Origin of the sequence: Kocuria sp. CNJ-770 (assembly GCF_001942375.1) — a bacterium.
Taxonomy (GTDB): domain Bacteria; phylum Actinomycetota; class Actinomycetes; order Actinomycetales; family Micrococcaceae; genus Kocuria; species Kocuria oceani.
Genome location: NZ_MKJW01000122.1, coordinates 51925 through 76748 on the forward strand (window position 1 = coordinate 51925; position 24824 = coordinate 76748).

A 24824-nucleotide genomic window follows, 5' to 3' on the forward strand; every position below is an offset into this window, starting at 1 on the left:
CGGTGGCACAATGAACCGGTGCCGTCCTCCGACCACGCCTCCCTGATCCCTCTGCTCGGCCGCGGCGACGCGCCGGAGCAGGTGCGTCACGTCCGGGAGCTGCCGGACCGGGACGCGGTGACGGCCCCGTGGCCCGAGCACCTGCACCCGGACGTGGTCGCGGCCTACGAGCGGCTGGGCGTGCACCGGCCGTACCTGCACCAGGTCCAGGCCGTGCTGGCCCCCCGGCACGTGGTGGTGGCCACCGGCACGGCCTCGGGCAAGTCCCTGGCCTACCAGCTGCCCGTGGCCGACGCCGTGCACCGGGGACGGCTGGCCGCGCTCGCGCATCCCGGCATGGTGCGCCACCCGGACGAGGCCACGGCCCTGTACCTCTCGCCCACCAAGGCCCTGGCGGCCGACCAGCTCAAGGGGCTGGAGGCGCTGGGCCTGCCGACCCTGCGCGCCGCCACCTACGACGGCGACACCGACCCGGCCGAGCGCCGCTGGGTCCGGGACCACGCGGACGTGGTGCTGTGCAATCCCGACATGTTGCACTACGGGGTGCTGCCCAACCACGCGCGCTGGTCCCGGTTCTTCCGCCGGCTCCGGTACGTCGTCGTGGACGAGGCGCACTCCTACCGCGGGGTCTTCGGCTCGCACGTGGCCAACCTCATGAGGCGGCTGCGCCGGATCTGCCGGGCCTACGGCGCCGACCCCGTCTTCATCGGGGCCTCGGCCACCTCGTTCGAACCGCACGCCTCCTTCGCCCGGCTCGTGGGCGTGCCCGAGGCCGAGGTGACGCCGGTGACCACGGACTTCTCCCCGCACGGGCCGGTCACCGTGGTGCTCTGGGAGCCCGAGCAGACGGACGGCGTGGGCGAGAACGACGCCCCGGTGCGCCGGACCGCGCTGGCCGAGGCCGCCGACATGCTCACGGACCTGGTGCTGCACCGGGTCCGGACGATCGCCTTCATCAAGTCCCGGCGCGGCGCGGAGACGATCGCCCAGATCGCGCACCGCCAGCTCGAGGAGGTCGACCCCTCGCTGGCCCACCGGGTGGCGGCCTACCGCTCCGGTTTCCTGCCCGAGGAGCGCCGTGCCCTGGAGGCGGCCCTGCGGGACGGGCGGCTGCTCGGCGTGGCCAGCACCTCCGCCCTGGAGCTCGGCATCGACGTGGCGGGCCTGGACGCCGTGGTGGTGGCGGGCTGGCCCGGCACCCGGGCCTCCTTCTTCCAGCAGATCGGCCGGGCGGGCCGGGCCGGGCAGGAGGCGCTGGCGGCGTTCGTGGCCGGCGACGACCCCCTCGACACCTATCTGGTGAACCACCCGGAGGCCGTCTTCGACGTGGACGTCGAGGCCACCGTCTTCGACCCCTCGAACCCCTACGTGCTGGCCCCGCACCTGTGCGCGGCGGCGGCCGAGCAGCCGCTGCGGGCCGAGGAGGTCGGCGCGTTCGGCCCCACGGCGGCGGAGGTGCTCTCCTCCCTGGTGGCCAACGGGCACCTGCGCCGCCGGCCGAGCGGGTGGTTCTGGACGCACCCGCAGTCCGCGGCCGGGATGGTCTCCCTGCGCTCGGACGGGGGCGGGCCGATCCGGATCATCGAGACCGACACGGGCGCGGTGCTGGGCACCATGGACGCCCCGCAGTCCCATTACCAGGCCCACCCCGGGGCCGTGTACGTGCACCAGGGGCGGACCTACCTCGTCGACGAGCTCAACGAGGCGGACTCCTACGCGGCCGTGACCCGGGCGCACCCGGACTTCTACACGACCGCCCGGGACGTCACCCAGGTCACCGTGGTGGCGGAGGAGCGCTCGGAGACGTGGGGGCCGGTGACCGTCCACTTCGGCCAGGTGCAGGTCACCACGAAGGTGGTCTCCTTCCAGCGCAAGGCCGTGACCTCCAACGAGGTGCTCGGCGAGGAGCCTCTCGAGCTCGACGCCCGGGACCTGTTCACCAAGTCCGTGTGGTTCACCGTGCCCGGGCCGGTGCTGAACGGCGCCGGGATCGAGGAGCCGGACGTCCCCGGCTCCCTGCACGCGGCCGAGCACGCCGCCATCGGCCTGCTCCCGCTCGTGGCGTCGTGCGACCGGTGGGACGTGGGCGGGCTCTCCACCGCCCTGCACGCCGACACCGAGCTGCCCACGGTCTTCGTCTACGACGGGCACCCCGGCGGCGCGGGCTTCGCGGAGCGCGGCTACGACACCGCGGTCGCGTGGCTGCGCGCGACCCGTGAGGCGATCTCCTCCTGCGAGTGCGAGCACGGCTGCCCGTCCTGCGTGCAGTCGCCCAAGTGCGGCAACCGCAACAACCCGCTGGACAAGCACGGCGCGGTGAAACTGATCGACGCCCTGCTGCGCAACGCCCCGGGCGCCTGAGCGCTCACGGGTCTCCGGGCGGACCGGCCCGGGAGACCCCGCGGGCCGCGCCGAACCGGGCCAGCGGCCCCTCGAGCGCGACCGCGGTTCCCACGTCGACGACGACCCGGTCCGGCTCCACCAGCTCGCACAGCTCCAGCTGAGCGCCGTTGGCCTGCGCGACGCGGGCGGCGGTGCCGCACGGCTCACCGGCCGCGAGACCGCGGGCGACGTCCGCGGCGGCGAGCGCGGCGAGGTCCGCGGCCTTGCCCGCCCGGTGGGTCGCGATGCCCGCCTGCGCCAGCAGCAGCACCGTGACCAGGAGCACGCCGAGCACGAGGGAGAGCGTCAGGGCGTGCACGGTGCCGCTGCCACGGTCATCGTCACGGTCACGGTCACGGTCGGCGGCCGGTGCGCCGCCGGCCGGTACCGGGCGGACCTCCGGGCGGGCTGCCGGGTCAGCCACCGTGGTCCCCGGCCGTGCGGGCGCCCTCGGTCTCGGCGGAGGCCTCGGCGCGCAGCTCCCAGCCGCCCCAGGTGCCCAGGAGCCCGGGGGCGGGGCCGGCCACGACCACCGTGGAGGTCCCGGTGCCGGCCTCGACGTGCACCGCGGCATCCCGGCCCGCCACGGACAGCGCGGTCGAGCGGACGGTCGCGGAGCTCTCGCCGCGGGCTGCGGCCCGGGCCGAGGCCCGCGCGGCCTCCTCGTAGCGGATCAGCGTCATCCCGGCCGCGGCCGCGGCGAGCAGCACGGCCAGGAGCAGCACGAGCGCGGGCAGCAGGACCGCCGTCTCGGCGGTGACGGCCCCGCGGTCGGGACCCGCGGTGTGCGGCGACGGACGGGGGCGTTCGGCGGTCATGGCGGTCTCCTCGGGGACGGTGAGCGAACGGTGGGCAGGCGGAGGGCGGCGGTGATGAGCCGGTGCTGAGGCTGTGAGGAACCGGTGAGCCGGTGGGTGAGTGGACGGGACGGCTGCGAACGGCCGGGCGCAGAGGACGGCCGGCTCCGGGCGCGGGGAACGGTCACCCACCCCGCGGGGCGCCGAGGATCACGGGGAGCCAAGGACCGTGGGAGAGGGAGGACCGCGGGACGGGAGGACCGTGGGATCCGCGGCGCCGGGACCGGCGCCGCGGATCCCACGCGGCACGGTTCTCAGACCCCGAGGGCCTTCTCGATGATCGCGGTCAGGAGCTCGCGCACCTGGCCGGAGGAGAGCACCGCGGCCATGACGCCGCCGAAGGCCGCGGCGGCGAGCACCACCATGGCGTACTCGACCGTGGTCGCCCCGAGGTCCGCCTCCTCCGCCCGCCGGAGCGGACGGGGCGGGGCGGAGGCGCCACGGCGGGCGGCTCCGCCGGCGGCCGGTGTGAGGCCGGTGCCCCGCGCGAGATCGGGTGCCACGGAGCTGCGGCGCCGGAACGCCTCGCGGGAGGAGAACCGGGGCCGGGAGAGCTGCTGCTGGGACATGACGGGTCCTTTCGGGATGAGTGGAGCAGATGGAGGGAGGCGGCCTGATCCGCCTCGATCGGTGGACGGTGCGGCGGGCGGAGCGGGCTCCCGCGGACGGGGGCGCGCGGCTCCGGGCGCGGCGGGTCATCGGAACACCTCCGGGACGAGGCCCATCACCACCGGCAGCACGCCCCAGCAGACGAAGGCCGGCAGGGAGCACAGCCCCAGCGGCAGCACGAGCTGCACGGACAGCACCTCCGCGGCGCGCTCGGCCCGCCGGTAGGCGGCCCGGCGCACCTGGGAGGCCTGGGACCGCAGGCTCCGCGCCGAGGGTGCCCCGGAGGTCGCCGTGAACGCGAGGGCCTCGCGGTAGTCCTCCAGGTGCGCCGGCAGCTCGCCGGCCGCGGCCCAGGCGGTGGCCCACGGCAGCCCCAGCCGCAGCCCGGCGCCCACCCCGGCCAGGGCACTGCCGGGCGCGTGTCCCCGGCTCCCGCCCAGCACGGCCACGGCCTCTCCGAGCGGCAGCCCGGCGTCCAGCATGGCCGCGGTCAGCTCCACGAGGACCCCGGCGGAGACGTGCGCCGCGGGAGCCCGGCGGCCCACCGTGGCCGGGCCCGAGCACGCCGTCAGGCGCGCCCGGTACGGCAGGAGCACCACGATCGCGGCCGCGAGCAGGAGCAGGCCCACGGCGGCGGCGATCAGGGCCGTCATCGCGCACCCACGGCCTCGGCCCGGCCGATCAGCGCTCGCGTCCACGCCCGGCCGAGGACGGTGAGGACCGCGCCGGCGACGAGCGCGGCCGCGCCCCACGGCGTGGTGAACAGGGTGCGCAGCGGGTCGATGCCCATCAGCATGCCCAGGGCGATCCCGAGCACCGGCAGCCAGGACAGGATCCGGACGGTCGACCGGGGGCCCGCCAGTGCGGTGCTCCGGGCCGCCTCGGCGTCCAGCTCGGCCTCGAGGGCGTCGGCGAGCCCGCCGAGTAGCTCGGCCAGCGGTGCACCGGTGCGCTCGGAGACCTCCCAGCACAGCGTCAGCTCGGCCGTGGCCGAGGCCGCCCACCGCTCCAGGGGCCGGTGGCCGAGCGCCGGGGCGGGAACGGCGGCGAGCGCGTCCGCGGTGCCCAGGCCCAGGTGGGCGGCGGCCGCCACGGCGGCGCACAGCTGCTCCAGGTGACGGGCCGTGGGTGTGCGGGACCGGTGGCCGGCTCCACCGGGGGCGCCCTCGAAGGCCGTCGCCGGCGACCGTCCCGCCTGCAGCAGCGCCGCCAGCCGGCGCAGCAGCGCGACCCACTCGGCCGACTCCGCGGCGGCGTCCCGGGAGAGACGGGACCGCCATGCCGTCATCCGCTTCCTGCCGGGGTCCCGCCGTGCGGCCGCCCGGACCCGGTGGAGCGGTCCGCCCAGCAGGGCGGCGGAGCAGCCGGCCAGGCACAGGGCGAGGACCAGCAGCGCGTTCACGGGGTGCTCCGCGCGGTGGCCGGTGCCGCGGCGAGGGACCGGTCCAGCAGGGCGCACAGTCCCTCCCAGCCCGGTCCGCGGCGCAGCCGCCCGTCGGCCTGGACGGCGGCGGGCACCGTGGCGAGGGCTCCGGCGCGCTCCTCGAGCAGGGAGACCGCGCGGACCTCGCGGTGCCCGCCCGCACGGGCGACGTGGATGACCAGGTCCAGGGCGCTCACGGCCTGCAGCGTGACCGCCTCCCGGCTCATCCCGGCGAGCGCGCCCAGGGCCGCGAGCCGGGCGGGCAGCGCCTCGGCGGAGTTCGCGTGGACCGTGCCCGCTCCCGTGTGCCCGGTGTTGAGCGCGGTGAGGAGCTCGCGCACCTCGGCCCCGCGGCACTCCCCCACCACGAGCCGGTCCGGGCGCATCCGCAGCGCCTGGCGGACGAGCTCGGCCAGGTCGATGCCTCCCGCGCCCTCGGCGTTGGCGTGCCGGGCCTGGAGCCCGACCACGTGGGGATGCTCGGGGCGCAGCTCGGCGGCGTCCTCGATCAGCACGATCCGCTCGTGCTGCGGCGACCGGGACAGCAGGGCGTTGAGCACGGTGGTCTTCCCGGCTCCGGTCGCCCCGCTGACCAGGAAGTTCGCCCCGGACTGCACCGCCCCGGCGAGCAGCTCGGCCGTGTCCGGGTGGACGGTGCCCACGTCCACGAGGTCCTGCAGGGACAGGGGCCGGTGGGTCCGGAAGCGCACGGAGAGCAGGGTCCCTCCGGTGGAGACGGGCGGCAGGACGGCGTGCACCCGGTACCCGCCGGCGGTCTGGACGTCGGCGCACGGGTGGGCGGCGTCGAGCCGGCGACCGGCGGCGGTCACCAGCCGCACCGCCAGGGCTCGCACCTCGGCGTCCGAGCGGAACGGGGACGCGACCCGCCGCACCCCGGCCTCGGTCTCCAGCCACACCTGGTCGGGCCCGTTGACGTAGACGTCGGTGAGTCCCCGGTGCGGCAGCAAGGGCTCCAGCGGGCCGAGCCCGGTGAGCTCGGCCCGCACCACCTGGACCGCGTGCAGCGTGCCGGCCGCGCCCAGCACGCGGCCGCCGGCGCGCACGGCCTCGGCGATGTCGGCGTCGGTGACGGGGCCCGGGGCGGACAGCAGCCGGTCCCGCACGTCCTCCAGCAGCGCGTCCGGCAGCTCGGGCGGGGAGGCGCTCACCGCAGCGCTCCCACGGCCGAGAGCAGCCCGGCCACGTCCCGGCCGAGCCGGCGGGAGCGGCCGGCCTCGAGGAGGCGGCCCGTCTCGGCGGCCTCGGGCACCCCGCCGCAGAAGCGCACGGACCCCGCGACCGGCAGGCCGGTCGCGGCGGCGGCGAGGGCGTCGTCCACGTCGGCCACGTTGAGCCCGGCCGGCACCAGGCGGGCCGGGACGCCGGCCAGCAGGTCCGCGGCCCACCGGGCGGCCAGCATGCCGCGCACCGTGCGGGGCGCCGGCACGAGGACCTCGTCGCACAGGACGGCCGTGTCCGCCGCCGCCGGGCCGGCCCGGCCGAGGTCCACGACGACGAGCTCCGCGGCCCGGCGCAGGGCCTCCAGCACGGGCGCGTAGGGCGCGGGCGCGCCGTCCGGGCGGGAGCGGTCCCAGGAGAGCCACCGCAGCCGGCCGGCACGGGCGAGGGCCGGCCACAGCTGCTCCGCGTGCACGGTCCCGGCGATGCGCTGCAGGTCCGGCCAGCGCAGCCCGTCCCGGTCCTCGAGGCCCAGCAGGACGTCGATGCCGCAGCCCTCGCGGTCCGCGTCCACCAGCACGGCCGTGCGCTCCTCCTGGGCGGCCCGGTCCGCGAGCCAGCACGCCAGCGTGGAGGCGCCCGCCCCGCCCACCGCACCCAGGACGCCCACGACGTGCCCCGTCCCGCCGGGGCCGGGTCCGCCCGTGCTCCTCGCGCAGAGCAGGTCGGCGAGCCAGCCGGCGGCGTCCGGCAGCACCGCGACGGTGCAGCCGCCGAGCTCGGCGGCCCGGTCCCACAGCCCGGTGTCCTCGGGCCGGCCCACCAGCACGGTGCCCGGCCGGACCCGGCCCCGCACCGCGTGGTGCACGTCCACCAGCTCGGTGTCGGCGAGCGGCGCCCGCGTGGAGGAGGTGGGGCCGGCGGGCTCGGCCAGCAGCTCGGCGCCGGCTGCGGCGCAGACGCGCCCGACCGTGGCGCGCAGGCCGGGGTCGTCGCTGACGAGGCGGACCGTGCGGACCCGGGCGGCGGGGACGCCCGGGGTCCGGGCCGGGGCGGGGCGGTGGGCGGCGGTGCTCATGGCCCCACTCTCGGTCCGGGCGGCCGGACCCGGACCGGCCGGGCGGGCCGTGTGGACGGGCTGCCGGGCACGGCGCGGCGCGGGCGCGTGTGCAGTCCGGGCACCGGCCTACGGTGACGGACCCGTGCAGGACAATGGCCGGATGCACATCGTGGTGGGAGCAGCGGAGGAGGGACGGGCCGGGCACCGTGCCGTGGTGGTGTCCGATGGGGTGGCCGGCGCCGCCGTGGACGTGCCCGCCGGGGAGCTGGCCGCGTTCGTCGCCGCGCGCGAGGAGGCCGCCCGCCGGGCCGGCGACACCGCCCCGCGCTGGGCGTGGGAGCGCACCGGAGCGCTCTATCCCGAGCTGCTGGCCGCGGGAGCGCGCGTCGAACGGTGCCACGACCTGCGGCTGTGCCAGGCGATCCTCGCCACGGCCGCGACCGCGCACGGCTCCGGGGCGCAGGGCCCCCTCCCCTACGCCCCCGTCCTGCCGGCGCTGCCGGAGGACGAGGCGCCCGGCCTGCTCCCGCCCCCGCGGCCGGCGCAGGACCAGTCGAGCCTGTTCGAGCTGCCGCGCGCCGCCGGGCCGGGGGTGGACGAGCTCGTGGGCGAGCTGCTGGCCCAGCTCGCCGCCGTGGCCGGCGCGGCGGACCCCCGCCGGCTGACCCTCCTGCTGGCGGCGGAGTCCCAGGGGGCGCTGATCGCCGCGGAGATGCAGCATGCCGGGGTGCCCTGGCGCGAGGACGTCCACCGCGCCCTGCTGGAGGACGCGCTCGGGCCCGAGCCGGCCCCCGGGGAGCGGCCCGAGCGGATGGAGCGGACCGTCCGGCGGCTGCGGGAGGTGCTGCACGCCCCCGGGCTGAACCCGGACTCCCCGCAGGAGCTGCTCAAGGCCATGCGCGCGGCGGGCATCGACGTGACCAGCACCCGGCAGTGGGAGCTCGTCGAGTGGGCCCGGGCCGTGCCCGACCTGGCCGCGCGGCGCCAGGCGCTGATCGAGCCGATCCTGGAGCACAAGAAGCAGGCCCGGCTGCTCAGCGCCAACGGGTGGCACTGGCTGGACAGCTGGGTGCGGGAGGGCCGCTTCCGGCCCGAGTACGTGGTGGGCGGCGTGGTCACCGGACGGTGGTCGGCCCGCGGCGGCGGCGCCCTGCAGATCCCGCACGTGGTGCGGGACGCCGTGCGGGCGGACCCGGGACGGGTGCTGGTCGTCGCCGACGCCGCCCAGCTGGAGCCGCGCGTCCTCGCGGCCCTCGCCCACGACGACGCCCTGGCCGCCGCCTCCCACGGCCGTGACCTGTACCAGGCCATCGCGGACCTGGGCGAGGAGCGCGGATCGGAGCTGACCGAGCGCCCGCAGGCGAAGGTGGCCATGCTGGGCGCCATGTACGGGGCCACCACCGGGCAGTCCGGGCGGCTCATGCCGCACCTGGCCCGGATGTTCCCGCGGGCCGTGGACTACGTCGAGCGGGCGGCCCGCGTCGGGGAGACCGGCGGGCAGGTGTGCACGCACCTGGGCCGCTGGTCGCCCCGGCCGGGGCCGGACTGGGACGCGGCCCAGCGCGACACCGCGACGGCGGAGGCCGAGCGGCGCGCCGGGGCGATGGCCCGCGGCCAGGGCCGGTTCACCCGTAACTTCGTGGTGCAGGGCACCGCGGCGGAGTGGGCGATGTGCTGGATGGGCGCCATCCGTTCCGCCCTCGTGCGGGAGGGGATCGACGCCGAGCTCGTCTTCTTCCTGCACGACGAGATCGTGCTGCACTGCGCCCGGGAGGAGGCCGAGCGCGCGGCCGAGCTGGTCCGGGGATGCGCCGAGCAGGCGGGGCGGATGGTGTTCGGCCGGATCCCGGTGGAGTTCCCCGTCAGCGTGGCCGTGGTGGAGTCCTACGCGGACGCCAAGTGAGCGGCCCGCCGGCCCCGCCCCGGGCCCGGCTCGGGGCCCGGCACCGGCCGGGGCGCAGCGCTCGGCGCGGCCCCCGGCACAGGGCCCCGGACGGGAACGGCCGCCGGCGCCGGGCTCAGCACAGGTCCCGGTACGGGGCTCCCGTCACGTGCCGGCTCCACTCGTCCTCGGTGATCCGGTCCCCGCGGGCCGCGCAGACCGCGCTGACCGCGTCCTCCGCCTGCACCAGCCAGCTGCGCACCACGCCGTCGTCGCCGGTGGCGATCAGCTGGTCGCCGACGAAGCGCACGTCGTTCATCCGGTCCCCGGAGGCGGACAGGGCCGCGTAGACGCTCAGGTCCGCGGCGCCGACCTTCCAGATCCACACGAACTTGTCCCCCGAGGCGCCCGCCAGCAGGGTGCCGTCCGGGGAGAACTGCAGTCCCTTGACCGAGGACAGGGCGTCGGAGGTCTCGCCCAGGGGGTGGGGCTCGGACGGGTCCGCGACGTCCCAGAGACGCACCCGCCCGCCCTCGGTCCCCACGGCCAGGACGTCGGCCACCGGGGAGAACACGGCCGAGGTCACGACCGAGTCCAGGGTGAGCTCCGCGGTCCGGCGGGGCGCGGCGGGGTCGGAGACGTCCCACAGCTGCACGTGCCTCGAGTCGTCCGCCGCCGCGAGCACCGTCCCCGAGGCGTTGAACCGCGCCGCCTCCGTCCCGGCCACCGGGATCGTGGACACGCGCCGGACTCCTCCGCCGGCGTCACGGCGCAGGAGGGCGACCTCGGTGCCGACCTCGGACCACGCCGCGATCGTGGAGCCGTCCGCCGTCACGTCGGCGCCCGTGACCCCCACGTCCAGGGCCGCGGCCCGCGCCGGCTCCTGCGGGCGCCCGTCCTCGAGGGGCCAGGCCAGGACGTCCCCGTCCTCGGTGCCGCCGGCCACGAACGAGGCGTCGGGGGCCACGGCGCCCGCGTACCAGAGGGTCTTCCCGGGCGGGGCCTCCGGCGACGGCAGCGGCACGGGCACCTCCCCGGTGAGGTCGAACAGGGAGACGACGCCCGCGCCGATGCCCACGGCGCTGAGCACCGTGGCCGAGCGGTCGGCGGAGAGCTGGTACACCGGCTCCCCGCGGCGGTGGATCACCGGGCCCTCCAGGTCCCACGAGCGGGTGGTGCCGTCCTGGGAGGCGGTGATCAGCCGCTCGCCCACCCGCAGCGCCCCCGTCACCCGGGCCGCCGTGGGGAACACCTCCACGCGCGCGAGATCGGGCAGCCGGTGCACGTAGGCGTTCTGGTCGAAGCTCGCGGCCACGATCTGCTCCCCGTCCGGGGAGAAGCTGACGTCGCTGACCCAGCTGCCGAAGTCGCGGACGGTCCCGGCCTCGGCCAGACGCTCGCCCTCGACGTCGTAGAGCCGCAGCTCGCGGGCGCTCAGCCCCACGGCCAGGCGGGCGCCGTCGTCGTCGAGGGCCAGGGACCGGACGGTCCGGCCCGTGGGCACCGGGTCGAGGCGCTCGGCGTCCCGGCCGTCGGTGGCGTACCGGACGAGGCCCGCGGAGCTCCCGCCGGCGTAGACGGTGCCGTCGGCGGCCGCGGCGACGGCGAGGACGTCGGCGTCCTCGCCCAGGGGCAGCCGCGGCAGCGCCCGCGGGGACCCGGGGTCCTCGAGCGACCAGCGCAGCACCTCGCCCCGGCCGCCGGCCAGCAGCTGCCGCCCGCCGGGCGAGAACACCACCGCGTTGAACGGGGTCCCGGTGTCCACCTCCAGGCCGGCGATCCGCCGCACGGGCCGCTCGGTGACGTCCCACAGGCTGACGTGGCCGGTCCCGGCGACCGCCGCGAGCACCCTGCCGTCCCGCTCCACGAGGTCGACGTCGGCCAGGCCCCGCTCCGCGTCGTCGAGGACCACGACGTCCTCCCGGTCCTCGACCAGGCTCTCGAAGTCCCACCACACGGACAGCCGGCCGTCCCCGGCGGCGCGCGCCACCACCGAGCCGTCGTCCAGCGCCGCGAGCCGGGACGCGCCGTCCGGACCCAGCCAGCGCTCCGGGGCGCTCACCGCGGTCGCGTCGATGAGGGCGGAGACGCCCTCCCGGGTGGGCGACATCCGGTACGCCGCGAGACTGAGCTGGGCGGCCAGGTTCGGCGACTCCCCCCGGATGCGGGAGGCCTCCAGCGCCGTCTGCCGGGACAGGGCCTGGTCACGGGCCGTCTCCGCGTCGACCTGGAAGCGCTCCGCCCGGATGCCCAGGGCGCCCGCGACCACGGCCGCGCAGACCGCCAGGGCCAGCAGGACGAGCGCCACGTGGCCGCGCCGCTCGATCTCCCGGGCCGTGCGCTTCTGCCGCTCGAGGGCGTCGTCGTAGTGCCGTTCGCTCTCCGCCAGGTACTCGCACTCGGCCGGGCTGAGCAGCACCTGCTGCTGCGGGTCCCCGGTCCAGTCCCGGAAGGAGGCCAGCTGGCCCAGCGGGATCAGCGCGAGGGGATCGCGGTCGTTGGCCAGCCACATCTGGGTGGCCCGCTGCAGCTGCTGCCGGACGTAGAGGTCGCGCCGGCCGTCCTCGATCCAGCGGCTGAGCCGGGACCAGTGGTCGAGCAGGGACTCGTGGCTGAGCTGGACCTCGTCCCGGTCCACGGTCAGCAGCCGGGCGCGGGCGAAGTGCTCCACCACGGCGGGACCGCCCTCGGGCAGCTCCTCGCGCGGGACCGGGGTGCGCACCACGGCGGCGGAGGAGCCGGTGCCCACCACGCGCACCAGGCGCAGGAAGATGGCCCGGGCGAGGTCCCGCTCACCGGGCTCCAGCGCGGCGTAGACCTCCTCGGCCCGGCGGTCCACGGCCTCCGTGATGCCGCCCGCGGCGTGGTAGTCGGCCACGGTGAGCTCGCGGGTGCGGGCGTGCTCCCACGTGCCGAGCAGGGCCTGGGAGAGCAGGGGCAGCAGCCCCACCCCGATCTCCGCGCCGCGGGGGGCCACGTCGCGCAGGATCACCTCGACCAGGTCCGGGGAGACACGGGCGCCGACGGCCTCGGCGGGGCCGACGACGATCTGCTGCAGCTGCTCGCGGGTCAGCGCGCCGAGCAGCACGGGGCGCTCCAGGGCGGCGCGCAGCTCGGCGTGGCTGCTGGCCTTGCCGAAGAAGTCCGCGCGCAGGCCCACCACGACCACCCGGTCCCGGCTCGCGGCGGCGAGCCGGTCCAGGAACCGCCCGGGCTGCTCGGCGTCCCGGGTGCCGGTCCACAGCTCCTCCAGCTGGTCGACGACGAGCAGGTCCGGGCCGGCCTCCACCGCGTCGTCGAGCCGGCGCTCGGGGTCCAGGCCCGGTGTGGTGGCCAGGGCGCTCCACCCGTGCAGCGGCTGGCCCTCGGCGCGCAGCCGGCCGAGCAGGCCGGCCCCCAGCAGGGAGGACTTGCCCGCGCCCGAGGCGGCCACGACGGCGAGGATGCGGGCCCCGTCGGCACCGGCCAGCCGGGTCACCCGCTCCCCGAGCTCGGCGACCTCCGCGGTCCGCCCGAAGAAGTGCGCCTCGTCCTCGGCGCGGTAGGAGCGCAGGCCCACGTACGGGGTGGTCGCGGGCTGGACGGGCGTGCGGGAGCGGTTGACGTCCTCCCACCACTGCTCCGCCGGGCGCTCCTCGGTGAGGCCGAGGGCGTCCAGGAGGGCCGTGAACTCCTCGCGCAGGGCCGGGCCGGGCAGGTGCGCCCCGCTGAGCCAGCCCTGGATGGTGCTGGCGGGCAGGCGGCAGGCCGCGGCGAGCGCGCGCACCGACAGGCCGCGGCGGCGGCGGGCGGCGCTGAGCTGCTCGGCGAGCCGCGGCCGGTCGGCGCCGGGTCGGGGCGAGGCCACCGGGAGCCTCCTCGGGGGTCGTGGGCAGGGGGGACCCTGGCATCGTAAGTCGGCTTGCCTGCGCTCCGGCAATGTTGCGCCCGGAGGTGCGCGATGTCCCCGGGACCTGCTAGAGCGGTGCCGGCAGGACCCGGTCGGTGTCCCACGGCACGGCCCAGCCGAGGGCGGTGAGCACCCGGTCCAGGAGCACGCCGGTGAACCCCCAGACGGTCACCCGGGCGTCGGTGCCGGCCACGGGCACCGCGAAGGCCGGCGAGCGGTAGGTCTGCCGGCCGCGCGTCACCGCTGCGTAGTGCCGGTTGGCCGGGTCGATCAGGTCCAGGACCGGCACGCGGAAGACCAGGGAGGACTCGGCGTGGTCGACGACGTCCACGGGCGAGACGTCCTGCCACCAGCCGAGCACCGGGGTGACGAGGTGGTTGGAGACCGGCAGCGGCACCGGGGCGAGGGCGCCGAGCACCTCCACGCCCCGCGGGTCCAGCCCCGTCTCCTCCTCGGCCTCGCGCAGGGCGGCGCGCACGTGGGCGCCGCTCACCCGGCCGCCGGGCACGGGGACCAGTTCGTGCGGGTCCCCGTCCTCGGGGTCGAGGCGGCCGCCGGGGAAGGCGACCTGTCCCGGGTGGGAGCGCAGGGTCGCGGCGCGCTGGACGAGCAGGACGTCCAGGTCGCGTCCCACCCCCTCCGCGTGCGCGCGGCTGCGGGAGGGAAGGTCGTCGAGCGCCCCGAAGAGGATGAGCACCGCGGAGCGCCGGTAGTTCTCGTCGATGCGCCCGATCCGCCACGGCTCACGGTCCTCCATCCGCAGGCTGTGGCCGTTGCGAGCCACCCGCAGCAGGTCCCGGTAGGCGTGGCCCCGCGGTGCTCCCCCGACGTCCTCGGCGGCGCTCACGAGCTCAGCGACCAGCCGTCGGCCTGCAGCTCGGCCCGGGTGCGGCCGGCGAGGAACTGCCCCAGCAGCTCCTCCCGGCCGGGGGCGAACTCGTACTTGAGCAGCGACGCCGCCTCGGCGGTGTCCGTGGGGCCCTCGCCGTAGGACGGGCACAGGTCCGCGACGGGGCACACCCCGCACGCCGGGCGGCGGGAGTGGCAGATGCGGCGCCCGTGGTAGACGAGGCGCTGGGACAGGTCCGTCCAGTCGCGCGGCTCGAACAGCGCCGCGACGTCGCGCTCCACCTTGACCGGGTCCTCCTCGGCCGTCCAGCCGAAGCGGCGGGCCAGCCGGCCGAAGTGGGTGTCCACGGTGATCCCGGGCACCCCGAAGGCGTTGCCCAGCACCACGTTGGCGGTCTTGCGGCCCACGCCGGGCAGGGTGACCAGGTCCTCCAGCCGGCCGGGCACCTCACCGTCGTGGTCGTCCACGATCTTCTGCGCCAGGGCCTGGATCGCCCGGGTCTTGGCCCGGTAGAAGCCCAGCGGCCGCACGATCTCCTGGACCTCGGCCTCGTCCGCCTCGGCGAGCGCCCGCGGCGTCGGACAGGCGGCGAACAGCCGGGGCGTGGTCGCGTTCACGCGCACGTCCGTGGTCTGCGCGGAGAGCACCGTGGCCACGAGCAGCTCGTAGGGCGAGCGGAAGTCCAGTTCGGCGACCGCGTAGGGGTAGGCCTCGGCGAGGACCGCGTTGATCCGCCGGGCCCGGCGCTTGAGCGACAGCGGTGATTCCGGCGTCCCGGTGCGGCGGCGGCGCGCCGCGCCGGCCCGCGCCTTCGCGGGGTCCACGAGGCGCAGGTGGCGGCGGCACGGCGGATGGGACCATCCCTCGATTCTAGGCCGCTCCGGGGGCCCGGTTCCGTGACTCCTCACGGCGGGGCGTCTGTGGAACCGGGTGGGGCGATCGTCTAGGGTGACTCTGACACCATGTGAGCCGCGACACGGGCGTCCGGGGGCACCGGGGGTCCGTGCGGGGTGCGCCACGAGAAGGGAAGACCAGATGGCTTCGGACACCACGCCCGCCGAGACCCAGACCTTTGCCCCCAGCCCGGAGTTCACCGCCCAGGCCAACGCCGGCGCCGAGCTCTACGACCAGGCGGAGGCCGAGGGCGTCGATTTCTGGGCCCGTCAGGCCCGCGAGCTGCTGACCTGGAACAAGGACTTCACCGAGGTCCTCGACTGGTCCAACCCGCCGTTCGCCAAGTGGTTCCAGGACGGCACCCTCAACGCCTGCTACAACGCCGTGGACCGGCACGTGGAGGCCGGCAACGGGGACCGCGTGGCCATCCACTTCGAGGGCGAGCCGGGCGACAGCCGCAGCTACACCTACGCGCAGCTCAAGGACGAGGTGTCGAAGGCCGCCAACGCGATGCAGGGCCTGGGTGTGGTCAAGGGCGACCGCGTGGCCCTGTACCTGCCGATGATCGCCGAGGCCGTCATCTCGATGCTGGCCTGCGCGCGGATCGGCGCGATCCACTCCGTGGTCTTCGGTGGCTTCTCCGCGGACGCGCTGCGCTCCCGCGTCGAGGACGGGCAGGCGAAGCTGGTGGTCACCGCGGACGGTTCCTTCCGCCGCGGCAAGCCCTCCATGCTCAAGCCCGCCGTCGACGAGGCCCTCTCCCAGGGCGCGTCCTCCGTGGAGCACGTCCTCGTGGTGCGCCGCAACGAGGCCGAGGTCGAGATGACCGAGGGCCGGGACGTGTGGTGGCACGACGCCGTCGGCTCGGCCTCGACCGAGCACACCCCGGCCGAGCAGGGCGCCGAGGACCCGCTGTTCGTGCTCTACACCTCGGGCACCACCGGCAAGCCCAAGGGCATCATGCACACCACGGGCGGCTACCTCACCCAGGGCGCGTTCACGCACAAGTACGTCTTCGACCTCAAGCCGGAGACCGACGTCTACTGGTGCACCGCCGACGTCGGGTGGGTCACCGGCCACTCCTACGTGGCCTACGCGCCCCTGGTCAACGGCTCCACCCAGGTCATCTACGAGGGCACCCCGGACTCCCCGCACCGCGGCAGGTTCTGGGAGATCGTGCAGAAGTACGGGGTGACCATCATGTACACCTCCCCCACCGCGATCCGCACCATGATGAAGTGGGGCGAGGAGATCCCGGGCGAGTACGACCTCTCGTCGCTGCGCGTGCTCGGCACCGTGGGCGAGGCCATCAACCCGGAGGCGTGGACCTGGTTCCACCGGGTCATCGGCGGCGGGCGCTGCCCGATCGTGGACACCTGGTGGCAGACCGAGACCGGCGCCATCATGATCTCCCAGCTGCCCGGCGTGACCGTGGCCAAGCCGGGCTCGGCGCAGGTGCCCATGCCCGGCATCAAGGTGGACGTCGTGGACGACAACGGGCAGCCGGTGCCCGACGGGACCTCCGGGTTCCTGGTGCTGCGCGAGCCGTGGCCGTCGATGCTGCGCACCATCTGGGGCGACGACGACCGCTACGTGGACACCTACTGGTCCCGGTTCGGGGACATGTACTTCGCCGGTGACGGCGCCAAGCGCGACGAGGACGGGGACGTCTGGATCCTGGGCCGGGTGGACGACGTGATGAACGTCTCCGGGCACCGCCTCTCCACCCCGGAGATCGAGTCCGCGCTCGTCTCCCACCCCTCCGTGGCGGAGGCCGCGGTGGTGGGCGCCACGGACGAGACCACCGGGCAGGCCGTGATCGCCTTCGTGATCCTCTCCGACCAGGCCGACGCCGAGGGCCGGGACAAGGCGGAGCTCGCCGAGGAGATGCGCGCCCACGTGGCAAGGAGATCTCCCCGATCGCCAAGCCGAAGAAGGTCCTGATCGTGCCCGAGCTGCCGAAGACCCGCTCCGGGAAGATCATGCGCCGCCTGCTCAAGGACGTCGCCGAGGACCGGGAGGTCGGCGACGTCTCGACGCTCGCGGACCAGACGGTGATGCAGCAGATCGTGGACTCGCTGGCCAAGTAGTCCCGCCCGGGACTCCCGCACCGGACCGCGGCGCCCCCTCGCCCCTGCCGCGCGAGGGGGCGCCGCCACGTCCGGGGACCGGTGCGCCGGGGGTGAGAGGATGCGGGGCATGACCACCACGCGCAGACCGATCTACGTCCTCAACGGCCCGAACCTCAACCTGCTCGGCACCCGGCGCCCGGAGGTGTACGGCACCACGACGCTCGCCGACGTGGAGCAGAACGTGCGCGCCCGGGCCGCGGCCGGCGGGTGGGAGGTGGAGTTCCGCCAGACCAACCACGAGGGCGTCCTGGTGGACCAGATCCACGAGGCCCGGACCGCGGGCGCGGCCATCGTCATCAACCCCGCGGCGTACACCCACACCTCGGTCGCGATCCACGACGCGCTCGAGGCGGCGGAGCTGCCCGTGGTCGAGGTGCACCTGTCCAACGTGCACCGGCGCGAGCCGTTCCGGCACACCTCCTACGTGTCCCTGCAGGCGGACGTGGTGATCGCCGGTGCGGGCGCCCTCGGCTACGAGCTGGCCGTCGAGCACCTGCTGCGCACCCTGGAGGGCTGATCCCTCACGCCGCGCACGTGCCCGGCACGAGCGCCTCGGTCCGGCCCGCGGCCTGGTCCAGGGCGCCGCGCAGCTCGGCCAGGGTGAGGGCGTAGCCGACCTGCCCCTCGAGGGCCTTGGCGAAGACCACCCCGACCACCGTCCCGTCCTGGGCCACCAGCGGACCGCCCGAGTTGCCCTGCTGCACCTCACCGGCCAGCTGGATGATCTCCATGGTCGCGGGGGCGGCGCCGTCGCCGGGCACCGGGGCCAGGGCGGCGCCCTGCACGGTGGCGGGCCCGACGGCGAAGGGCCCGCCCAGGGGGTAGCCCATGAACGCGACGAGGTCCCCCGGCGCGGGGTCCTGCCCGAGTGCCAGGCCCGGCACCTGCAGGCCCGGGGCGGAGAGCACGGCGAGGTCCGCGTCCGGGTCGTAGTGCACGACCGAGGCGGTGTGCACCCGCCCGTCCCGGGTCTGCACGACGGGCTCGGTGACCCCGGCGACGACGTGGGCGTTGGTCACCACCTGACCGGGGGCCGTCGCGAAGCCGGAGCCGGTCTGGTTCTGCCGGCACTCGTCCGCGGTGCCGTACACCTTCAGCACGGACTCACCGGCCTGCTCCTGCGCCGGTGTCGCCGCGCCGGCCGCGGGGGCCTCCGCGGCCGGGAACAGCAGGGCGTCCAGCTGCCGGATGCCGGTGGCCCCGCCCACGGCGTCCCGCGCCTCGGTCACCACCTCGCGGACCGGGGCGGGGGTGCGCTCGTCGATCGTGCGCAGCACCGCGGAGGAGGCGACCTGCTGGGACACCGAGGGGATGCCGAGCTGGCCCACGAGCGAGGCGAGCAGCGAGAGCACCAGCGCCGCCACGGCCACGTCCAGGGCCGCCCCGGCGATCCGGTTCAGCAGCCCCAGGCGCATCCGCTCCGTCACCGCGGACAGGGCGCGGCCGAGCATCCCGCCGAGCATCTGGCCCGCGATCAGCAGCACGAGCACCGTGGCCAGCACGGCGCCCACCCGGTACTGGGCGTCGACCTGCGCGCTGACCCACGGCGCGGCGGTGAACGCCGCCACGGCCCCCAGCACGAGGCCGGCCAGCGAGAACAGTGAGTTGAAGAACCCGCGGCTGAACCCGTAGAAGAGATAGCCCAGCAGCACCACGACCAGCAGGCCGTCGAGCAGGTTGAAGGACGGAGACATCGGGTTCCTCTGGGTGTTCGGGGTGTTCTGGGGGCCGGGGCCCGGGAGCGAGCCACCAGCATAGGGACCCCGGCTGTGAGATTCGTAGGGCTCGTCCGTCCCCGGCCCCGGCCCGCCACGCCCGTCCTTGGGAATCGCGCGCCGGAGACACTACAGTGAACGTCAGGTACGTTAGGTCGCTCACACGCAGGTGCGGGCGACCCCCGCTGACATCGGCCGCCGCGGGCCACGGCTCGACGGCGGCGTTACTCTGAGGAGAACCATGGATATCGACGTCCTCCGCCGCGCGCCCCTGTTCGCGTCCCTGGACGACCAGGCGTTCGCCGCCCTGACCGAGGAGCTCACCGAGGTCGACCTCTCGCGCGGCTCCACGCTCTTCCACGAGGGCGATCCGGGCGACCAGCTGTACTTCATCGTCTCGGGCAAGATCAAGCTCGGGCGGACCGCCGCGGACGGACGCGAGAGCCTCGTGGCCATCATGGGCCCGGGCGAGCTGTTCGGCGAGATGGCCCTGTTCGACCCGAGCCCGCGCTCCACGTCCGCCACCGCCGTGTCCGAGACGCGCCTGGCCGGGCTCAAGCACGAGAACCTCAAGAAGGTCATCGAGCGTTCCCCGGACGTGTCCGCGCAGCTGCTCCAGGCCCTCGCCCGCCGGCTGCGGCGCACCAACGAGAGCCTCGCCGACCTCGTCTTCTCGGACGTGCCCGGCCGCGTGGCCAAGGCCCTCCTGGACCTGGCCGACCGCTTCGGCCGCCCCGCCACGGACGGCATCCTCGTGGCGCACGAGCTGACGCAGGAGGAGCTGGCCCAGCTCGTGGGCGCCTCCCGGGAGACCGTCAACAAGGCGCTGGCCGAGTTCGTCCAGCGCGGCTGGATCCGGCTGGAGGCCCGCGCCGTGGTGATCCTGGACCTGCAGCGGCTCAAGCAGCGCAGCCGCTGAGCCCGCCCGGACGGACACGGCCCGGTCACCCTCGCGGGTGACCGGGCCGTGTCCGTTCCCGGCGATCGGGCCGGCGGCTCACGACCAGTCGAGGCGCAGCACCGGGCGGCCGTCCCGGACCTCGAGCACCGGGTTGCGGGTGACGACGGGCCGCTTCCGGGCGAGGAAGGCGATGGCCGAGGAGCACTCGGCGACCGACTCCAGCACGCACTGGACCCCCGGTGAGGACAGGTCCCCGACCGAGCGGCCCACGGTGTCCTCCTGGCCCACCAGGTCCCCGAGCCGGCTGCCCACCGGGTCCGAGACGACCTCGGCGGCCTCCACCCACCGGCCCCAGACGCCCTTGGACTGGAGCGGGACGGGGACCTGTCCGTCGGGGACCACCGCGGTGAAGTAGTGGATGTCGTAGCGGCGGTGGGCGAAGTCCGAGGTGACCCAGTGCGCCAGGGGCCGCAGCAGGTCCGTGCGCAGCACGAGCCGGCGGCGTCCGAGCACCTGGGCCAGGGACACGTCCCCGACCGCCAGCGCCTCGCGCGAGCTCATCCACTCCGCGCCCTCCGCGGACTCCACCGTGCTCATCGGGTCCGCGCCGGCCAGCAGCACGCCGGCCTCCTCGAACGCGTGGCGCGCCGCGGCGACCACGGCGCGCCGGGCGCGGCTGACGTCCCCGTCCATGCCCAGCCGGCGCGCCCACTCCGTGGGCGCGGGGCCGGTCCAGTCCAGGGGCTCGTCGTCGTGGGCCTCCACGGGCCCGCCGGGGAAGCCCACGGTGCCGAGCGGCGAGTTGCCCGGCCGGTAGGTGAGGTACGTCTCCACGCCGTGCTCCCCGTCGCGGACGAACACCACCGCCGAGGCCGGTGTCGGTGTGCTGCCGGGAATGCCGGAGCCGCGCTCCACCCAGGCCTCGGCGGCCCCGCGCTGGCGCTCCGGGACCTCGAAGTACCGCACCTGCGGCGCCCGCCCCCGCCGGGGGGCGCCGCCCGGGGGCTCAGCGGAACTCTGCAACGAGCTCCACCTCGACCGGCGAGTCGAGCGGCAGGACCGCGACGCCCACCGCGGAGCGGGCGTGCACCCCGGCGTCGCCGAAGATCCGGCCCAGGAGCTCGGAGGCGCCGTTGATCACCGCGGGCTGCCCGGTGAAGTCCGGGGCGGAGGCGACGAAGCCCACGACCTTGACGATGCGCACCACCCGGTCCAGGTCCCCCACCGCGTCCTTGACCGCGGCGACGGCGTTGAGCGCGGCCCGGGCCGCGAGCTCGTGCGCCTCCTCCGGGGAGACGGTGCCGGGATCACCGGACGAGGAGACCTTGCCGGTCGCGGGCAGCTCGCCGCCCACGAAGGGCAGCTGGCCCGAGGTGTGCACCCAGGAACCGGTGACCACGGCGGGCACGTACGCGGCCACGGGGGCCGCGACCGCCGGCAGCTCGAGGCCGAGCTCGGCCAGACGGGCGTCGACGAGGGATGGGTTGCTCATGGATTCCTCCGCGGATCTCTGGTGCCGTGGTGTCCGGCCGTCAGCCCTTGGGGCGCTTGAAGTAGGCGATGGGGTTGGTCTGCACCGGGGCGGTCATGTTGCCCGCCGGGACGTCGGCCGGCGTGGAGCCCGGCAGCACGGTGACGAGCTCCCACCCGTCGTCACCCCAGTTGTCGAGGATCTGCTTGGTGGCGTGGATCATGAGCGGCACGGTGGCGTATTCCCAGGTAGTCATGGGCCCAGCGTAGCCAGGAACGGCGGGACGTGCTCCGCGGTGACGGCCCGTCCACCGGTTCCGGCCAGGTTCGCACTTGTAGACTGTCCCAATGGCTTCCCGCAAGAACTCTGCCGCGCAGTCACCGTCGGCCCTGGGCAACGTCGTGGCGTTCATCGCCACCAGCATCGTTGCCGGCATCGTGGCCGCCGGTCTCCTGGTCCCGCCCGCAGCCGCCGCGGGCCTCGCCGCCAACGCCTCGATCGGGTGGTTCAAGGACCTCCCGGCCCAGATGGAGGCCGGGCCGATGTCCCGCGCCTCCACGGTCGTGGCCCGCGACGGGACCGAGATCGCCTCGTTCTACGCGCAGAACCGCACCCCCGTCCCGCTGGAGCAGATCTCCCCGCACATGCGGGACGCGATCCTGGCCATCGAGGACCGGGACTTCTACGAGCACGGCGGCGTGGACCTCGGCGGCATCGCCCGGGCCCTGGGCAACAACATCATCCGCCCGGACGCGCGCCAGGGCGCCTCGACGATCACGCAGCAGTACGTGAACAACCTGATCATCGACTCCCAGGTCCGCGCCGGCGAGGAGGCCACGACCATCGGCGCCGACAAGGGCTACGCGGACAAGATCAAGGAGATCAAGCTCGCCCTGTCCATGGAGCAGGAGCTGTCCAAGGACCAGATCCTCGAGGGCTACCTCAACATGGTCCTCTTCGGCGGACAGAACTACGGCGTGGAGGCCGCCGCCCAGTACTACTGGGGCATCCCGGCCGCGGAGCTGAGCATCTCCCAGTCGGCGGTGCTGGCCGGCATGGTGCAGTCCCCCAACTACTACGATCCCGCCGCCAACCCCGAGGCGGCCACGGAGCGGCGCAACATCGTGCTCGACACGATGCTGGGCACCGGGGCGATCACCGAGGCGGAGCACGCGGCCGCCGCGGCCGAGCCCATCCAGCTGGACCTGAACCCCACGAACTCCGGGTGCACGGCCGCGGAGATCGCCCCCTACTTCTGCGACTACGTCCAGAACCTCATCCTGCAGGACCCGGCGTTCGGCGAGACCCCCGAGGAGCGGCTCAAGACCCTGCAGCTGGGCGGCTCACGATCACCACCACCCTCGACGTCGAGGCCCAGCGCAGCGCCGAGGAGGCGGTCAACGAGACGCAGCCGCGCGACGACAACCCGGACAACGTCTCCACCGCGCTCGTGTCCCTCGAGCCCACCAACGGCGACATCGTGGCCATGGCGCAGAACACGTACTACTCCGGCGAGGAGGGCGACTCCAACACCACGTACAACTTCAACGTGGACCGCGCGATGGGCGGGGCCGGCGGCTTCCAGGTGGGCTCGACCTACAAGCCCCTGACCTACGCCACGTGGCTCGACGCCGGCAACGGGGCCGAGGACCTCCTGGACGCCACGCAGACCCGGTGGCCGGCGGACCACCGGTGGAAGGCCTCCTGCCTGGAGCGCGGCTACAAGATCGAGCCCGGCAACAACGGCGAGGGCTTCGAGATCCAGAACGCCGAACCCGGCTACACCCGGGAGATGGAGGCCGACTTCGGCCTGTACAACTCCATCAACACCGCCATCTACGCGATGGCCGAGGACCTGGACCTGTGCCACATCGGGGAGATCTCCGACGCCCTGGGCATCCACGACGGCAAGGCGGGCGAGCCCGTGGACACCACGGTCCTGTCCGCCCTGCTGGGCGGCTCCGTGGACATCTCCCCGATGACCATGGCCCGGGCCTACTCCGCCTTCGCCAACCGCGGCGAGATGTGCGAGCCGCGCGCCCTGGAGAAGGTCGTGGACTACACCGGCCGGGAGTACGACATCCCCGAGACCTCCTGCGAGCAGGTCATCGACGAGGACGTGGCCGACGGCGTCAACTACGCCCTGAACCAGACCCTGATCCGCGGCTCGGGCTGGCAGCGGGAGATCGACCTGCCGGGGGCCTCCGCCGCCAAGACGGGCACCACCGACAACTCGACCCAGACCTGGATGGTCGGCTACACCAAGGGCCTGGCCACCGCCTCGTGGGTCGGCAACTACGAGTTCGGCTCCCGCTCCCTCAACGGGCTGTCCATCGGCGGCGAGCGCACCGAGGGCGACGACTGGGTGGACGGCTCCACCTACGCCGGCGGCCAGTGGCAGCGCTTCATGCGCGAGGTGGCCCGCGACTACGACACCGGCAAGTTCGAGGAGCCCTCCGAGCGGGTCCTCGAGGGCCGCAACGGCACCTCGCGGCCGGGCTGACCCCGGTCCGCCGGATGAGCACCGCGAACACCGCCCACGCCGCCCCGCCCTGCGCGCGGCCGCCGCCGCCGCGGGGGCCGGCGCCGCCGCTGGCGGCGGGCCTCGGGGCGTGGGGCGTCGTCGTCGAGCGCCGCCGCTTCCAGCTGCGCACCGAACGGCTGCGGCTGCTGCCCGCGGGCAGCCCGCCGCTGCGCCTCCTGCACCTGTCCGACCTGCACGTGTGGCCCGGGCAGCGGTCGGTGCGGGACTTCGTGCACTCCCTGGCGGAGCTGGAGCCCGACCTGGTGGTGGACACCGGGGACAACCTCTCCCACCCCGAGGCGCTGCCCTGGCTGCTGGAGATCCTGGAGCCGCTCCTGCGCTTCCCCGGCGCCTACGTCCCCGGGTCCAACTGCTACTTCGCGCCGCGGCTGAAGAACCCGCTGCGCTACCTGTGGCGGGACACCTCCGGCGAGACCCGGGACGAGGCCCCCCGGCTGCCCACCCAGGCGATGCACGACGCCTTCGACGCCGCCGGGTGGACCCCGCTGATCAACCGCTCCGCCCGGATGGAGGTCGCCGGCCTGCGCCTTGACCTGTCCGGGGTGGACGACCCGCACCTGGGCTACGACCGGCACCCCGGCTTCGGGGCGCCTGGGACGGCGGACCTGCGCCTCGGGGTGGCCCACGCCCCCTATCTGCGGACCCTGGACCGCTTCGCCGCCGACGGCGCGGACCTGGTGCTCGCCGGCCACACGCACGGCGGACAGGTCTGCCTGCCGGGCGGGCGCGCCCTGGTGAGCAACTGCGATCTCGAACCGGAGCGGTGCAAGGGCCTGATCACCCAGGGTGGCGTCCCGGTCAACATCTCGGCGGGCCTCGGCACCTCCCGCTTCGCGCCCGTCCGGCTGTTCTGCCCGCCGGAGGCCGTGCTGCTGACGCTCACCGACTGACCCCGCGGACTGACCCCGACCGGCTGACCTCCACCGGTTGGCGCCCGCCGGTCGACCCGCGCCCGCCGTCCTTCGCCTGCCGTCTTTCGCCTGCCGGGCGTTGCCGGCCGGGACTCCCCGTCCGGCCCGCCACGGCGGGCGCGCG

The 24824-nt window shown here is 75.5% G+C and carries 20 protein-coding genes and 2 pseudogenes; 8 read left to right on the forward strand and 14 right to left on the reverse strand.

What is annotated here, in order from left to right:
* Window positions 1-18 precede the first annotated feature (18 nt).
* Window positions 19-2361: a DEAD/DEAH box helicase gene (locus tag BJF77_RS14780; RefSeq protein ID WP_047803080.1), complete on the forward strand. Its 2343-nt coding sequence runs from the start codon at window positions 19-21 to the stop codon at window positions 2359-2361.
* Between the two features lie 4 nt (window positions 2362-2365).
* On the opposite strand, the gene BJF77_RS14785 is transcribed toward BJF77_RS14780, so the two are convergent.
* From BJF77_RS14785 to ssd, 7 genes are all read right to left on the reverse strand, one after another.
* Window positions 2366-2806 (reverse strand): Rv3654c family TadE-like protein, encoded by a 441-nt coding sequence (locus BJF77_RS14785; RefSeq protein WP_075872627.1) that lies wholly within the window; start codon window positions 2804-2806, stop codon window positions 2366-2368.
* Window positions 2799-3200 (reverse strand): TadE family type IV pilus minor pilin, encoded by a 402-nt coding sequence (locus tag BJF77_RS14790; protein WP_075872628.1) that lies wholly within the window; start codon window positions 3198-3200, stop codon window positions 2799-2801. Before BJF77_RS14790 ends, BJF77_RS14785 begins: the two co-directional genes overlap by 8 nt.
* A gap of 293 nt (window positions 3201-3493) precedes the next feature.
* A complete protein-coding gene (locus tag BJF77_RS19640) occupies window positions 3494-3808 on the reverse strand; it encodes a DUF4244 domain-containing protein (RefSeq protein ID WP_083665184.1) in 315 nt (104 codons plus the stop codon).
* A 126-nt stretch (window positions 3809-3934) separates the two neighbouring features.
* A complete protein-coding gene (locus tag BJF77_RS14800) occupies window positions 3935-4501 on the reverse strand; it encodes a type II secretion system F family protein (protein WP_075872629.1) in 567 nt (188 codons plus the stop codon).
* Window positions 4498-5250, reverse strand: a complete 753-nt coding sequence (locus tag BJF77_RS14805; protein ID WP_075872630.1) for a type II secretion system F family protein — start codon at window positions 5248-5250, stop codon at window positions 4498-4500. The genes BJF77_RS14800 and BJF77_RS14805 overlap by 4 nt, the downstream gene beginning before the upstream one ends.
* The gene (locus BJF77_RS14810; RefSeq protein WP_075872631.1) at window positions 5247-6440 is read right to left on the reverse strand and encodes a TadA family conjugal transfer-associated ATPase; all 1194 of its coding nucleotides are present in this window, start codon (window positions 6438-6440) and stop codon (window positions 5247-5249) included. Before BJF77_RS14810 ends, BJF77_RS14805 begins: the two co-directional genes overlap by 4 nt.
* A complete protein-coding gene (ssd, locus tag BJF77_RS14815; RefSeq protein WP_083665185.1) occupies window positions 6437-7528 on the reverse strand; it encodes a septum site-determining protein Ssd in 1092 nt (363 codons plus the stop codon). Before ssd ends, BJF77_RS14810 begins: the two co-directional genes overlap by 4 nt.
* A gap of 142 nt (window positions 7529-7670) precedes the next feature.
* Between ssd and BJF77_RS14820 the strand changes: the two genes are divergently transcribed.
* On the forward strand, window positions 7671-9413 hold the full coding sequence (locus BJF77_RS14820; RefSeq protein WP_075872667.1) for a bifunctional 3'-5' exonuclease/DNA polymerase: 1743 nt from the start codon (window positions 7671-7673) through the stop codon (window positions 9411-9413).
* Between the two features lie 115 nt (window positions 9414-9528).
* Here the strand turns inward: BJF77_RS14820 and BJF77_RS14825 are convergent, their stop codons facing one another.
* From BJF77_RS14825 to nth, 3 genes are all read right to left on the reverse strand, one after another.
* Complete coding sequence (locus BJF77_RS14825; protein ID WP_075872632.1) at window positions 9529-13239, reverse strand: helix-turn-helix domain-containing protein; 3711 nt, start codon at window positions 13237-13239, stop codon at window positions 9529-9531.
* A gap of 109 nt (window positions 13240-13348) precedes the next feature.
* Window positions 13349-14038 carry a CoA pyrophosphatase gene (locus BJF77_RS14830; RefSeq protein ID WP_082157331.1) on the reverse strand — a complete coding sequence of 230 codons (690 nt, stop codon included), beginning with the start codon at window positions 14036-14038 and terminating at the stop codon, window positions 13349-13351.
* Window positions 14039-14124: 86 nt separating this feature from the next.
* A complete protein-coding gene (nth, locus tag BJF77_RS14835; protein WP_075872633.1) occupies window positions 14125-14955 on the reverse strand; it encodes an endonuclease III in 831 nt (276 codons plus the stop codon).
* Between the two features lie 211 nt (window positions 14956-15166).
* On the opposite strand from nth, the pseudogene acs reads away from it, so the two are divergent.
* Window positions 15167-17115, forward strand: a pseudogene (gene acs, locus BJF77_RS14840) (acetate--CoA ligase).
* A gap of 109 nt (window positions 17116-17224) precedes the next feature.
* A complete protein-coding gene (aroQ, locus tag BJF77_RS14845) occupies window positions 17225-17674 on the forward strand; it encodes a type II 3-dehydroquinate dehydratase (RefSeq protein ID WP_075872634.1) in 450 nt (149 codons plus the stop codon).
* Window positions 17675-17678: 4 nt separating this feature from the next.
* On the opposite strand, the gene BJF77_RS14850 is transcribed toward aroQ, so the two are convergent.
* Window positions 17679-18851, reverse strand: coding sequence for a MarP family serine protease (locus BJF77_RS14850; protein WP_075872635.1), 1173 nt, complete (start codon window positions 18849-18851; stop codon window positions 17679-17681).
* A gap of 262 nt (window positions 18852-19113) precedes the next feature.
* Here BJF77_RS14850 and BJF77_RS14855 point away from each other — a divergent pair, with 262 nt between their 5' ends.
* Window positions 19114-19791: a Crp/Fnr family transcriptional regulator gene (locus BJF77_RS14855; protein ID WP_047801914.1), complete on the forward strand. Its 678-nt coding sequence runs from the start codon at window positions 19114-19116 to the stop codon at window positions 19789-19791.
* Between the two features lie 78 nt (window positions 19792-19869).
* Here BJF77_RS14855 and BJF77_RS14860 read toward each other — a convergent pair whose 3' ends face one another.
* The 3 genes from BJF77_RS14860 to BJF77_RS14870 are packed head-to-tail and all read right to left on the reverse strand — an operon-like array spanning window position 19870 to window position 21500.
* A complete protein-coding gene (locus tag BJF77_RS14860) occupies window positions 19870-20796 on the reverse strand; it encodes an NUDIX hydrolase (RefSeq protein ID WP_047801915.1) in 927 nt (308 codons plus the stop codon).
* Window positions 20780-21265, reverse strand: a complete 486-nt coding sequence (locus BJF77_RS14865; RefSeq protein ID WP_047801916.1) for a RidA family protein — start codon at window positions 21263-21265, stop codon at window positions 20780-20782. The genes BJF77_RS14860 and BJF77_RS14865 overlap by 17 nt, the downstream gene beginning before the upstream one ends.
* 40 nt (window positions 21266-21305) lie before the next feature.
* Window positions 21306-21500, reverse strand: coding sequence for a hypothetical protein (locus BJF77_RS14870; protein WP_047801917.1), 195 nt, complete (start codon window positions 21498-21500; stop codon window positions 21306-21308).
* 286 nt (window positions 21501-21786) lie between these two features.
* Here BJF77_RS14870 and BJF77_RS22800 point away from each other — a divergent pair.
* The 3 genes and pseudogenes from BJF77_RS22800 to BJF77_RS14880 form a co-directional block, all read left to right on the forward strand.
* Window positions 21787-22323: pseudogene (locus BJF77_RS22800) on the forward strand (transglycosylase domain-containing protein); the annotation flags it as partial.
* Window positions 22324-22730: 407 nt separating this feature from the next.
* On the forward strand, window positions 22731-23747 hold the full coding sequence (locus BJF77_RS22805) for a penicillin-binding transpeptidase domain-containing protein (RefSeq protein ID WP_369821424.1): 1017 nt from the start codon (window positions 22731-22733) through the stop codon (window positions 23745-23747).
* Between the two features lie 14 nt (window positions 23748-23761).
* Window positions 23762-24679 carry a metallophosphoesterase gene (locus BJF77_RS14880; protein WP_139318596.1) on the forward strand — a complete coding sequence of 306 codons (918 nt, stop codon included), beginning with the start codon at window positions 23762-23764 and terminating at the stop codon, window positions 24677-24679.
* The last annotated feature ends 145 nt before the right edge of the window (window positions 24680-24824 follow it).